This window comes from Paenibacillus jilunlii (genome assembly GCF_900102965.1).
GTDB classification, from domain to species: domain Bacteria; phylum Bacillota; class Bacilli; order Paenibacillales; family Paenibacillaceae; genus Paenibacillus_AQ; species Paenibacillus_AQ jilunlii.
Window position 1 is genome coordinate 93,289 of record NZ_FNGM01000006.1, and the last position, 13,111, is coordinate 106,399.

At 52.6% G+C, this 13,111-nt stretch carries 12 protein-coding genes; 1 reads left to right on the plus strand and 11 read right to left on the minus strand.

Translation table 11 applies throughout. The features are described 5' to 3' along the window. Positions 1-22: 22 nt before the first annotated feature. From topA to BLQ82_RS12560, 5 genes are all read right to left on the minus strand, one after another. Entirely contained in the window at positions 23-2,119 is a 2,097-nt protein-coding gene (gene topA, locus BLQ82_RS12540) for a type I DNA topoisomerase (protein ID WP_062523229.1), read from the minus strand. Between the two features lie 32 nt (positions 2,120-2,151). Further along, positions 2,152-3,270 (minus strand): DNA-processing protein DprA, encoded by a 1,119-nt coding sequence (dprA, locus tag BLQ82_RS12545; protein WP_062523227.1) that lies wholly within the window; start codon positions 3,268-3,270, stop codon positions 2,152-2,154. A gap of 130 nt (positions 3,271-3,400) precedes the next feature. Further along, the gene (gene sucD / locus BLQ82_RS12550; protein ID WP_062523224.1) at positions 3,401-4,330 is read right to left on the minus strand and encodes a succinate--CoA ligase subunit alpha; all 930 of its coding nucleotides are present in this window, start codon (positions 4,328-4,330) and stop codon (positions 3,401-3,403) included. Positions 4,331-4,361: 31 nt separating this feature from the next. After that, positions 4,362-5,519: an ADP-forming succinate--CoA ligase subunit beta gene (gene sucC / locus BLQ82_RS12555; protein ID WP_039836538.1), complete on the minus strand. Its 1,158-nt coding sequence runs from the start codon at positions 5,517-5,519 to the stop codon at positions 4,362-4,364. A gap of 351 nt (positions 5,520-5,870) precedes the next feature. Continuing rightward, entirely contained in the window at positions 5,871-6,335 is a 465-nt protein-coding gene (locus tag BLQ82_RS12560) for a MarR family winged helix-turn-helix transcriptional regulator (protein ID WP_062523223.1), read from the minus strand. 147 nt (positions 6,336-6,482) lie between these two features. Between BLQ82_RS12560 and BLQ82_RS12565 the strand changes: the two genes are divergently transcribed. Further along, positions 6,483-6,911, plus strand: a complete 429-nt coding sequence (locus tag BLQ82_RS12565; RefSeq protein ID WP_062523221.1) for an organic hydroperoxide resistance protein — start codon at positions 6,483-6,485, stop codon at positions 6,909-6,911. 102 nt (positions 6,912-7,013) lie between these two features. On the opposite strand, the gene BLQ82_RS12570 is transcribed toward BLQ82_RS12565, so the two are convergent. The 6 genes from BLQ82_RS12570 to BLQ82_RS12595 all read right to left on the minus strand — a co-directional run bounded on the left by BLQ82_RS12570 (position 7,014) and on the right by BLQ82_RS12595 (position 12,898). Further along, positions 7,014-8,783: a YifB family Mg chelatase-like AAA ATPase gene (locus BLQ82_RS12570; RefSeq protein WP_062523219.1), complete on the minus strand. Its 1,770-nt coding sequence runs from the start codon at positions 8,781-8,783 to the stop codon at positions 7,014-7,016. 201 nt (positions 8,784-8,984) lie between these two features. Next, on the minus strand, positions 8,985-9,494 hold the full coding sequence (locus BLQ82_RS12575; protein WP_062523217.1) for a hypothetical protein: 510 nt from the start codon (positions 9,492-9,494) through the stop codon (positions 8,985-8,987). 16 nt (positions 9,495-9,510) lie between these two features. Then, positions 9,511-9,927, minus strand: a complete 417-nt coding sequence (locus BLQ82_RS12580) for a hypothetical protein (RefSeq protein WP_062523215.1) — start codon at positions 9,925-9,927, stop codon at positions 9,511-9,513. A gap of 132 nt (positions 9,928-10,059) precedes the next feature. Next, a complete protein-coding gene (locus tag BLQ82_RS12585) occupies positions 10,060-10,446 on the minus strand; it encodes a YraN family protein (RefSeq protein ID WP_062523213.1) in 387 nt (128 codons plus the stop codon). Then, positions 10,443-10,745 carry an EscU/YscU/HrcU family type III secretion system export apparatus switch protein gene (locus tag BLQ82_RS12590; RefSeq protein ID WP_062523211.1) on the minus strand — a complete coding sequence of 101 codons (303 nt, stop codon included), beginning with the start codon at positions 10,743-10,745 and terminating at the stop codon, positions 10,443-10,445. The genes BLQ82_RS12585 and BLQ82_RS12590 overlap by 4 nt, the downstream gene beginning before the upstream one ends. After that, a complete protein-coding gene (locus tag BLQ82_RS12595; RefSeq protein ID WP_062523209.1) occupies positions 10,742-12,898 on the minus strand; it encodes a hypothetical protein in 2,157 nt (718 codons plus the stop codon). Before BLQ82_RS12595 ends, BLQ82_RS12590 begins: the two co-directional genes overlap by 4 nt. Positions 12,899-13,111: the final 213 nt, after the last annotated feature.

Sequence of the window (13,111 nt, forward strand, 5' to 3'; positions counted from 1 at the left end):
TCCTTTCCTCCTGTAGAGACATTTATTCTGCCAGTTCTTCGCCCTCAAGCACAGCCTCTGTGTGATCGCAAGAAGTGCACTGCAGCTTTGTCCCCTGCTTGCTGCGCTTCTCTATCATCCAGGAGCCGCAGACCGGACACGGTTTAGCGGATGGTCTGTCCCATGATACAAAATCACAGCCAGGATACTGGTCACATCCGTAAAAAACACGGCCTTTTTTGCTGCGGCGCTCCACAACCTTGCCTTCATGGCATTTCGGGCAGCTCACGCCAATATCCTTGACAATCGGCTTGGTATTCCGGCAATCGGGAAATCCGGAGCATGCCAGGAATTTACCGAACCTTCCCAGCTTATATACCATAGGCTTGCCGCATTTCTCGCACATTTCATCCGAAACTTCATCTTCAATTTCGATTTCTTTCATTTCTTCTTCTGCAAAGACCAGCCGCTTCTCAAAGGACGTGTAAAATTCAGCTAATACTTTCACCCAATCTTCTTCGCCATCCTCCACATGGTCCAGATCGCCTTCCATATGCGCTGTAAACTCTACATCCAGAATCTCCGGGAAAAACTGCTCCATCTGCTCAATAATCAGTTCTCCAAGCTCGGTCGGCATAAATTTCTTTTCTTCAATGGCTACATAACCACGTTTCTGGATGGTTTCAAGTGTCGGGGCATACGTACTTGGACGGCCTATGCCGAGCTCTTCCAGCGTCTTCACCAGACGTGCCTCAGTATAACGCGGAGGCGGCTGTGTGAAATGCTGCTTCGGCTCAATTTCCTGCTTGCTCAGATCATCGCCCGCTTTGAGCGGCGGCAGGAACTTTTCCTCATCCGTTGTGCCGTCATCATTGCCTTCAACATATACCTTCATAAAGCCCGGAAAAGAGACTTTGGAGCCCACGGCTCTGAAGACAGCTGTGCCTGCGGTGATGTCTACCGAAAGCGTATCAAGAACCGCCGAAGACATCTGGCTGGATACGAACCGTTCCCAGATCAGTTTATACAGACGGAATTGGTCACGGCTCATGTACTCCTTGACCATCTCAGGTTCACGAAGCGCGGAAGTAGGACGGATGGCTTCATGCGCATCCTGCGCTCCGGCGGCCTTCTTGGAATACTGACGAGGCGCCTCGGGAACGAATTTCTCACCGTATTTGGCCAGAATCAATTCCTTGGCTTCTTCCTGCGCAGTTGCGGACAGCCGGGTCGAGTCAGTACGCATATAAGTGATCAAACCCACGGTTCCCTCTTTGCCCAGTTCAACGCCCTCATAGAGCTGCTGTGCGACAGACATGGTTTTGGCGGCACGGAAGCCCAGCTTGCGCGCAGCCTCCTGCTGCAGGGAGCTGGTGGTGAAGGGAGCCGAAGGATGGCGCTGTCTTTCTTTCTCTTTAACCTCACTTACTTTAAAAGCAGCATCTTTAATGGCATCCAGCACTTCTTTAACGTCATTTTCGTTTCCGAGTTCTTTCTTCACCCCATTCAGCTTGTGGAACTTAGCTTCGAACAGTGCATCCCGGATGCCCAGCTTTGCAGTAATGCTCCAATATTCCGTAGGAACAAAAGCCGAAATTTCATTCTCGCGGTCCATAATAATCTTCACGGCAACAGACTGCACGCGGCCGGCTGACAATCCTTTTTTGACTTTCTTCCATAATAGCGGGCTGATCTTGTAGCCGACCAGACGATCCAGAATCCGCCGTGCCTGCTGCGCGTTCACCAGATCCATATTGATCTTCCGCGGGGTCTTGAAGGCATCCTTCACAGCCTGCTTCGTGATCTCATTAAAAACGACCCGGCATTCCTCTGAGTTGTCCAGCTCCAGCGCATGCGCCAGATGCCAGGCAATCGCTTCACCTTCGCGGTCCGGGTCAGCCGCCAGATAGACTTTTTTCACTTTTTTCCTGGCGTCTTTGAGTTCTTTCAGAATAGAGCCCTTGCCGCGGATCGTGATATACTTGGGACTGAAATCATTCTCCACTTCTACCCCGATCTGACTTTTCGGCAAATCTCTGATATGCCCCATTGAAGCCTTCACGATATATTTACTGCCTAAATATTTGCCAATTGTCTTCGCTTTTGCCGGCGATTCGACAATAACCAGCGCATCCGCCATAGGTTGTTCCTCCTAAAAGTGATCCTTCTATATTAAATTACCTTATAAATTGCCCCTGGTAATTGTGTTACCGCTTTTTTTATGATTAAAGATAACAGAACTGAATGCAAATGTCCAAAATCCCATCCCGTCCTGAGCAGCAGCTCATCCAGTGTAAAAGGGCCTTGATGCAGTATATGGTATAGGTGAGACTCCTCACTTGTCAATTTCTTTTCCCTGAGCCTGTCCTCTTCCCGGGAGAATTCTAAGGCATTTCCCTCTTGATTTGCAGCCTTGCAAGGCAGGTGGGACTGATATTCTTCAAAAATATCCGCAGCTCCCGTTACGAGCTTTGCCCCTTGTTTTATCAGATCGAGCGCGCCCCTGCTCTTGGGTGATGTAATCGGTCCCGGTACGGCGAACACATCCCTTCCTGCCTCTAATGCGGCATCGGCGGTGATCAGCGACCCGCTCCGGATATCCGCCTCTACAATAAGCGTGCCCAGGGTGAGGCCGGCAATGATCCGGTTGCGCCGGGGGAACAGCCCCGGATGGCTTTTGGTGCCCAGAGGATACTCGCTGATAACCAGCCCTTGACGTGAAATCTCCTGTTCCAGCTCTCTGTTCTCAGGCGGGTATACCCTGTCGAGACCTGTCGCTACGACGGCTATGGTGCTGCCGGCTTTTCTGAGAGCAGTCTCATGGCAGATACTGTCAATTCCCCGGGCCAGCCCGCTCACTACCGTGAGCCCCGCCATACTCAGCTCCATGGCCAGCATTTCCCCTACCTTGCGTCCATAGGCTGTCGGTACCCGGGTCCCAACCATAGCGATAGCAGGGCAGCTCGCCAGCTCCACACGGCCCCTGTAATACAATACCCACGGGGGCTCCGGTGATTCTTTTAATAATTCAGGATAATCTTCATCGAGCAAAGTTACCGCCGCTACACCGCTTTCCTTCATTAAATTGCTGCGTGTATAAATCCACTCCTGATTAAAATCAGCAGCCAGCCAATGAGCTGTTTTCGCATTTATTCCCAATCTCCCCCAATCCTCAGAACTACAGAAAAATGCATTTTCCGTCAAAAGTCCCTCCCGGCATATTCTGTCGATAGTTTTCCAGCCAATGCCCTCTACTTCATTGAATCCGATCAGCAGCTCGCGTGGTTCCATATGTACTCTCTCCCTTCAAAAAATGGCTGAACGCCAAAAAAGCAACCTATTATCCCCATAAAGAGGACAAAAGGTTGCTTACCTTATAAGCTGATTATACCTAATTTGGACGCAAATGTATTGTGAATTATTAGTGAGTCGTAAAAGCGTTCAGAATACCGCGTTCTTCCAGCACCTTGACAAGGGTTGAGCCCATTTCGGCAGGAGTAGGCGCCACTTTGATTCCGCAGGATTCCAGCACCGCGATCTTCTCACTCGCTGTCCCTTTTCCTCCGGAAATGATGGCCCCGGCATGGCCCATCCGCTTGCCCGGAGGCGCGGTTACTCCGCCAATAAAGCCGACAACCGGCTTGGTCATATTTTCCTTGATCCATTCAGCCGCTTCTTCTTCCGCAGTACCGCCAATTTCCCCAATCATAATCACGGCTTTGGTTCCCGGATCTTCATTAAACAGCTTCAGAATATCGATAAACTCCGAGCCTTTTACCGGGTCACCGCCGATACCGACCGCTGAAGACTGTCCGATTCCGCGCTCAGTGAGCTGGTGAACCGCCTCATAAGTCAGCGTTCCGCTGCGTGATACGACACCTACATAACCAGGCATATGAATATACCCCGGCATGATGCCTATCTTGCACTCACCAGGTGTGATCACACCAGGACAGTTAGGACCGATCAGTACGGTAGAACGTCCTTCCATAAAGCGGGAAACCTTCACCATGTCCAGTACGGGGATTCCTTCAGTGATACAGATAACCAGTTCAAGACCGGCATCCACGGCCTCCATGATGGAATCTGCGGCAAAAGCCGGCGGGACATAAATTACGCTTGCTGTCGCACCTGTAGCCGCTTTGGCCGCAACCACAGTATCAAATACAGGCAGACTGACCTCTTTGCCATTCTCCAAAGTGATGTTTACAGTAGTTCCGCCTTTGCCGGGGGTAACCCCGCCTACCATCTGCGTACCGTAATCCAAAGCTCCTTTGGTATGGAACAAGCCGGTAGAGCCCGTGATCCCTTGCGTGATTACCTTCGTATTTTTATCTACAAGAATGCTCATGCTATAGTCACATCCCTACTTAATTTGGTGGTTACACAAGAGCTACAATCTTACGGGCCCCGTCCGCCATTGAGTCCGCAGCAACAATATTCAGCCCCGAACCGGCAAGAATTTCTTTGCCCAGCGCAACATTGGTGCCCTCAAGACGCACTACAAGCGGTTTGGTCAGACCGAGCTGTCTGGCAGCTTCCACTACCCCGCTCGCAATTACATCACAGCGCATGATCCCGCCGAAAATATTGACGAATATTCCATTCACCTTGTCATCAGACAAAATTATTTTGAACGCCTCGGTAACTTTTTCTGTAGTGGCACCGCCCCCTACATCCAGGAAGTTGGCCGGTTCGCCGCCGTAATATTTGATAATATCCATCGTAGCCATGGCCAGACCGGCACCATTCACCATACAGCCGATGTTCCCGTCAAGGGCGATGTAGCTGAGATCGAATTTGGAAGCTTCAATCTCCTTAACATCCTCTTCATCAAGATCGCGCAGCTCAAGGATATCCTTGTGGCGGAACAGCGCATTGGAATCGAAATTCAGCTTGGCATCCAGTGCCATGACGTTACCATCTCCGGTCACAACCAGCGGGTTAATTTCGGCAATGGAGCAATCCTTATCCACAAAAGCTAAATAGAGCGCTTGCATGAACTTTACCGCTTTATTCACCAGCTCCGTGGGAATCGCAATGCTGTACGCCAGTTTACGGGCTTGAAAAGTCTGCAGTCCTACTGCAGGATCAATTATTTCCTTGAAAATCTTCTCCGGATGTGTTGCCGCAACCTCTTCAATCTCTGTTCCGCCTTCCTCCGAAGCCATCATCACTACACGCCCGGAGCCACGGTCAACTACAAGTCCGATGTAGTATTCCTTAACAATCTGGCAGCCTTCTTCAATGAGAAGCCGTTTCACTACCTTCCCTTCCGGACCGGTCTGATGGGTAATCAGCGTCTTTCCGAGAATCTCTTCAGCATACGCCCGAACCTCTTCGCTTGATTTGGCGACCTTCACGCCTCCGGCTTTGCCGCGTCCGCCAGCATGAATCTGCGCTTTTACCACTACCACCGGGGTCCCCAGCGATGCTGCGGCTTCCACCGCTTCCTCCACTGTATAAGCTACTTTTCCGTTCGGTACGGCAACGCCGTACTTCTTAAGTACTTCTTTTCCCTGATACTCGTGGATATTCATACCGGAAGCCTCCTAAAGTATTGCGGCGGCTATGCAGGCAACCTGCTGCCATTCCGCTTTCCGTTTTGATTGTCCAAAGCCGGGTCCAGACCGGTGAATTAGAGCAATATCCCGGTCCATACAGAATACCCATGCCGCATGATCCTGACCACGGCATAGGTTTCTGTCCATGGCATCCCGGGATGAATAACCAGTGTGATCCGATTTTCACCCAGAGCCATAATATGAAACCCAGAATATTGTAACATGTTTTAAAAACGCTTTCCTTAAAAACTTTCATGATTTATACATACATTTTCGCTCAATTTCATGCCGAAATGCGAACGATTGCATTGACTTTACACAAACAAGCTATTTCGCAGTCTGGGTATTGGCTTCATGAACACGGGCAAGCAGGTCCTTGAATTGACCCAGAAGACCGACAAATTCATCTGCCGACAGCATGGTTCCTTCCGCCATTTTGCCGGGGATGCACGCCGCTTCACTCTTCAGCTTCCTTCCCTGCTCGGTAAGTGAGATCAATACCTTCCGCTCATCCTGAAGCGAGCGTTCGCGGAGAATCAGACCGGCAGCCTGCAGCCTCTTCAACAGCGGTGTTAATGTACCTGAGTCCAAAAAAAGCGCCTCACCCAGCTCTTTAACCGTACACTGGTTTCTTTCCCAGAGCACAAGCATTACAAGGTATTGCGAATACGTGAGGCCAATCTTGTCCAGATGAGGCTGGTACAGCTTCGTAAATTCACGGGAACAGGCATAAATCGTAAAGCACAATTGATTTTCAAGCAGCAGTTCGGGGGTTGTATTTGTCTCTTGCATATTATATTCACCTGCCTTTATGGCATTATTTTATCACAATTCCTGATTAATATCATGTTAATAGCGAAAAATATATTGACTATTATTTTAATTGTGTTAAATTAAGTTGTGTAAAATACAATAACGAATGAACGGGAGCGATTCATTATGATGACTATTCAACAGAAAATGTACGAAACCACAGTAAAAGCAGTAGGCGGAAGAAACGGCTATATCGAATCCGAGAGCCCAAAACTGAATCTTACCATCAGCACTCCACGGGAAATGGGCGGCGCCGGCGGAGAAGGCACCAACCCCGAACAGCTGTTTGCAGCCGGCTATTCCGCTTGCTTCGACAGCGCGCTGAATATGGTTGCCCGTTTGGGTAAAGTAAAAATTGAAGGCAGTGAAGTAACGGCTACCGTAAGCTTCGGCAAAGTTGAAGATGGCGGATTCGGCATCGCCGTGAAGCTGGATGTCCTGGTCAAAGGCGTTGATAAGGAAACCGCAGCCCGGCTGGTGGAAGCTGCTCACGGGGCATGCCCTTACTCCCGCGCAACCCGCGGAAATATCGTGGTCAAGCTGAATGTGCTGTAAGAAAGCCTGCTGCACATCTCGTTAACATAACGCAAGCCACCCGTCAAAACCGGGTGGCTTGTTTGACTATATAAATATATATGATCTGATTTCACAGCGTTGTCACTCATCCATTACAACCTGCCGGTCCAGATTACGGTATTGGACAGCCTCGGCAAGATGTGCAGAGCTAATATCCGCGGCACCTTCAAGATCGGCAATCGTACGGGCCAGTTTAATGATCCGGTCATGTGCACGCATGCTTAACCCGAGATTTTCCAGGATATCATTGAGCAGCTCTCTGCCGTCCTTCTGCAGCCTGGCATAATGGCGCAGAGCCGCTCCTGAAAGCTCGCTGTTCCAGGAGATCGGAAGACTTCTGTAGCGTTCCGCCTGAACAGCCTGCACCTTAAGCACTTCAGAGCGCATCTCTGCCGAAGATAATGAAGGGCCTTGCCCCTCCCAGTCCGTTGGACGGGGAACATCCACCTGCATATCTATCCGGTCCAGGAGCGGTCCGGAGATTTTGCCGCGGTATTGTGCGATCTTCGCCGGACTGCAGGTGCATCGCAGATGTGTTCCGGTGCTTCCCAAATACCCGCAGCTGCACGGATTCATAGAACAAGCGAGTAAAAATTGTGCGGGAAATGTAAACGACGCCCGGGCGCGGCTGATCGTGACTACCCCATCCTCCAGGGGCTGGCGCAGCACTTCCAGCACATTCCGGGAGAACTCCGGCAGCTCATCCAAGAAGAGAACACCGCGATGCGCCAGGCTAACCTCACCCGGTTTCGGGACCCCTCCGCCCCCAATCAGCCCTGCCGCCGAGATCGTATGATGCGGAGACCGGAAAGGGCGGCTGCGCATGAGTCCGCTGCGGGCATCCTTCAGCTTGCCTGCGGCGCTGAATATTTTGGTCACCTCCAGCGACTCCCTGTCGCAAAGTTCCGGAAGTATGCCTGGCAAGCGTTTGATCAGCATGGTTTTGCCTGTTCCGGGCGGACCGATCAGGACAATATTATGCATTCCGGCAGCCGCAATCATCAGTGCCCGCTTCACATGATTCTGTCCAAGCACATCACTGTAGTCTTCCTTCATTAGGTTTTCTACGGTGCTGCATGAATTTGACTGCTTATATTGAGCGGTGTACTTCAAGTGTTCTAAGGTTAGCACATTCACCAAAGCTTGCTCCTGCACAGCTGGGCCTGAACTAACTGTAACAGGAAAAGGAAGCCCGCTTTGCAGCGCAGGAGATGGCACCACCGAAGACTCCGCAGCTGCCGCGGATGGTATTTCCGGTAAGCAGCCAAAACCTGCAGCATCGGATGCTTTCTTCGGCTCCGGCTTATGCTGTTTTCTTTTGCGGGGCGCATACAAAGGTTCACCCTTTGCCTGTGGCAGGGGCAGCTCCCGCAAATGCTCTGCAGCATAGATCGTCATTCCGCTGATCAGCGCCGCTTCAGCAGCATTGCCTGCAGGTACAAGCACAGCCGTAAGGCCAGCACGCCTGGCCGCTTCAACCATGGGCAGAACTCCGGTAACCGGCCGCAGACTGCCATCCAGCGCCAGCTCACCGATGAGCAGCAAATTTTCCGCATCGGGCATAACCAGCTGACCGCTTGTGGTCAGGATGCCGAGCGCGATGGCCAGATCAAAGGCGGATCCCTCTTTGCGGAGGTCAGCCGGAGCCAGATTGATTGTGACGCGCTGCTGGGGGTAACGGTAGCCGCAATTTTTGACGGCGGCGCGCACTCTTTCTACGGCTTCTCTAATGGCTGAATCCGGCAATCCGATAATACTCGTCTGCGGCAGACCGTTCGCCAGGTCAATTTCCACACCAATCATCACTCCTTCAATGCCGTACAGGCATGCGCTGTGCATTTTTCCATACATAACAAAAAACACCTCTTCCCCTGAAATACGCCCACATGCAGGCGGACTAGATTCAAGAAAAAGGGTGCTTCCTCAATTTCCCATCAACTCTATTATCCTCAGTATACTTAGCTTTCCATGCTATAATCAATAGCTGGGGTCAAGCAAAAGCAAATTTTAATAATTACATAAATATGCAAGCTGTTTTAGCAAAAAAATTCGTCAGCTTTCCTCTTTTACTACAACCCTATCTGTGATTTGAGAAAAAGACAGAGGTGTATAGTCCCAGTGTTCTACGCAAATGTTAAAATGATTGTTCCCCTCATACTTCTGGCCATGAATATGCCCATGCACATTCACGTAAGGCATATGCTTGTTCATATACATCGGTTCATGCGAGAGAAAAAAGAAATCCTTATACACTATAGGGTATTCACTCACCTCATTAAACCCGGCTTTCAGCCACCAGTTCCGGCCTCGGCTGCGGTCGTGATTGCCAAGAACCAGAATTTTATAACCATTCAGGGAAGAGACGATATCCCGCGTGCGTTCCATGTTCAAGAAAGAGAAATCCCCTAAATGAAAAACTGTATCTTCTGCACCGACAACAGCATTCCACTTCCCGATCATGACCTGATCCATTTCTTCGACACTGCTGAAGGGACGGGACTCAAAATCAATAATCAGCTTGTGTCCAAAATGCTGGTCTGAAGTAAAGAATACATCTGGCAATCTGCTCCCCTACCTTTCAATCGTTCCAGTTCCGTTTGGCAGAGCGCTGGCTGTTCGTATCCAGCTTAATCAACTCGGCCAACGGAGGTACTTCCTCATGCTCAATCAGCCACTGGCGCATCTCCTTGATCGCTTCCACTTGTCCATTGCCTTTGTCGCGCCAGGTCAACAGCTCAATTACCCGAATCACAAGCGACAGCAGGCTGCTATTGCTGCTTTGGGTCTTTTCGGCACGGATTTTTTGAAATAAGGCTTCATTTTCCCAGTCAATCAATATCTCCTCCGCTATGGCGGGCCGCATAACGGTAAAAGTCTTGTTACACTTGCTGCAGCATACAACGGATACAGGCTCTCCGTCCAGCTCTACTGCGATTTTGTTGTCACAATATTGGCAAGTAAAACTTACCTGTATATTAAATGGTTGATTTTTCACTCGGACAGCCCTCCTCATGGTGGCATTAAAAAGTTACAATAATGTTTACCCATTTCCTCGAAGAAATGACCCATAGTGCGGAGGTTAAGTCAAGACTAAATGTATAAAAAGACAACAAATGGTAAAAAAAACTTAAAAAGCTTCACGGATATGGTGAAGGGATGTGATTCCCAAGTCTTCATTCAGCATCACCGTGATGACGTCAAAAGAAACCCGGCGCTCCTCCTGACTCTTCATATGCAGATATACCTGGGCTGTGGCCCGGACCTGACGGATTTTACGTTCATCCACAGATTCCTCCGGAGTCCCCTGAAGCGGACTCCCGCTACGGCTGCGCACTTCAACAAAAATAAGCACCTCACCGTATTCAGCAATAATGTCCAGTTCCCCGCTGCGGCAGCGCCAATTCCTGTCAATAATCTTGTAGCCTTGGGCAGACAAATATTGGACAGCGGCTTTTTCGCCGGCTGCCCCTTTTTGCTTGCGGGAATAAGCCTCTTCAGGCGGACCCCCGCTCACTTCAGCCTCCGCTCTGCGGCAGCGCGGTCGCTCTGGTACACATAGCTCAAGATTTCGGCCACCAGCTGATACAGCTGTGGAGGAATCTGCTGGTCAAGGTCAAGCTTAGACAGTACTTCAACCAGGGCGGCATCTTCCTGCACGGCCACTCCGCTGTCTTTGGCCATCTGCAGAATCCTGTCCGCCACTGCACCTTGTCCTTTGGCTACAACGACCGGAGCTTCACTCTGACCAGGCGAATACTTCAGGGCTACCGCTTTTTTGAGGTTTGGAGAAATTTCATCGGCAGGCTCACTCATATGCGGTAATCCACTCCTTTATAGGAATCCGGCACATAATCAGCCAGCTTGCCTGCATGGCCCGCAACAGAAGCAGACGCTGCGCTTGGCTGGGGCAATGGTTCCGTCCGCAGACTCAACAGCTGATAGCCTATCGATTCCACTGCTGCGCCAATCTCATCCTTGCGTTCTTCCAGCAGTTCCAGCACCCAAGGCGTATCATTATGCAGCTTCAGACTGACGATCCTGTCGACCACCTGCACATCTACCAGCGTCTGTCCCAGCTGCTTCATATCCAGGTCAAACCACAGGCGGCAGTTCGCCGCATCGAGCTCGCCTCTGCGGCCCCGTCTCGACTGGATATGGACGGAAGCCGTTTCCTGCCCGTCCGGCCCCCGCAGCGGCAGGAACATCGTCACCTGCGCGAACGGAGCCGTACGGTCAGTATTCAGGAGCAGCTGCTGCCCTGTGAGCTGCTGCACCAGCTGGCCTGCGGCTTCCTTGACCGCAGGCGGCACCTCGCTGCTGCCCAGCACCTGCAGCAGCACGCCCTTCAGCGTATCGGCGGCTGTATCCCCGCCTTCAGCCGCACTGGCCAGCGCAGCCTGCGGCAGCGCTGCCTTTGGGGCATGCCCCGCCGCGTCGGCGGGCGGGGCCACGGCCAGCTGCGGCTGCTGCTGCGCGCCGCTGCGAACAGCCTGCTGCTCGTGCTCCGCACCGAGCAGCTTCAGCACCCGCCCCACCCACGACTCCGTGTCCGTGGGTGCTGCGGGTGCGGTGCCCGTCTGCTGCGCTACAGCCGCAGACGGGCTGTCCCCGCGCTGCCCGGCAGGCGCGGGGGCCGGTTCTTGCCCCGCCGCCGCTGGCGGGGCTGTGGTGCCCTGCTGCGGCTGCGCAGCCGCAGGGGCAGGGGCTGGCCCCGCCGCGTCAGCGGGCGGGGCTGCGGCGAGCTGCGGCAGCGTGCCGCGCAGCTCGGTGAGCACGCCCTGCAGCTTCGCGAGCAGGGCGGCACCCTTGCCGGCAGCAGAGGTTTCTGCTGCCGGCACTGCACTACGTTCCGGCTGCGGAACGGAACGTGGTTCCAGGCCTTCTGCCGGTTCAGCAGAAGGCACAACACCACCCGCTGCTGCAGCTAATCCTGCAGCGGACGGCTGGGCATTACCCGCCTTCGGAGCCGCCGCTGCTTCCGCAGCATCTCCATCCACTGGCGGCTGCGCCGGAGCAACCCCCGTCCGGTTAGCTGAAGCCGCAACCGGCGGCTCTGCATCGGCAGTTGGATTGCCTGCCGGAGCTGCAGCTGCATTCCCGGCAGGCGGCTCTGTTTTTAGGGCGCCTGCCGGTGTCTTACCGGGAAGTTCAGCCGCCTCATCGGCAGATACAGACTCCCCTGGAGCTGCTGGTGCACGTGAGACATCAACACCCTCTGCTTGACCAGCTGCCGGAGTTGCCGGAGCTGCCGGAGCCGCAGCCGTTCCGCCCACAGACACTGCCGGGGCAGGAGCCGTTCCAGCACTAATAGATGATGCAGGCTGGCTGGAACTGCCCGGTGCTGTACTTCCGCCTGCCGTATCGTTCTCCTGCTGCACCCATAAGCCAATCGCCGTTTCAAGCTGAGCCACAAGCTGATGCAGCTTGGGTCCGAATACCGCTTGCTGCAGCCCTCTCACGCTTTCTGCTGTGACTGGGAGCCCGCGCTTTACCGATATCACTGCCGCCTCCAGCCATTCCGACACCGGAACATTCGGCGGTTTGGCATTCATTACAGCCTCCAGCTTCGCCGCAGTTTCCTTGGTCAGCGCAATGCCGCCAGAGACCATAGCCTGTATAATTTCCTTGCCTGCCTTGGAATCCGTAAGCCCCAGTGATTCCAGGGCTTCCCCCATACTCTGTGGAGATGCCAATATCGCCTCACCGTTCGAAACAGGCTTCAAAACAGGCAACCCTCCGTCGCCCGGAGGAGCAACTTGCAGATTCAGTGTTTGTCCAGGCTGCAGCGGGGTCTCCAGCTCCGCACGGACAGGCGTGCCCTGAATCTGAACGACCGCTTCTCTGCCGGATTCCGACACACTGAGCACCACACCCCGGACTACCTGGCCTTCTTTGAGCTCTACTGACTTGGGCTCGCCCATTTTATTGTCTCCGAGCAATCCGCGAATCAGAGATCCGATGTTCATGCCGTTCCCCCTCCCTTCGTGTGCATCTTTCTATTTTATATCGGTAATTTCCAGGGATTCTTAAGAACTTCCCTTACCAGTGCTCACACATCATTCTATGACTCCCAGTGCTGGCTGGCCGTCTCCTACCAAAGTGGAAAAAGTATCACTAATTGAGTCCAACACTTAGAACTTGGCAGACTTAAGTGGAAAAAATATCACTAATTGTGCTGA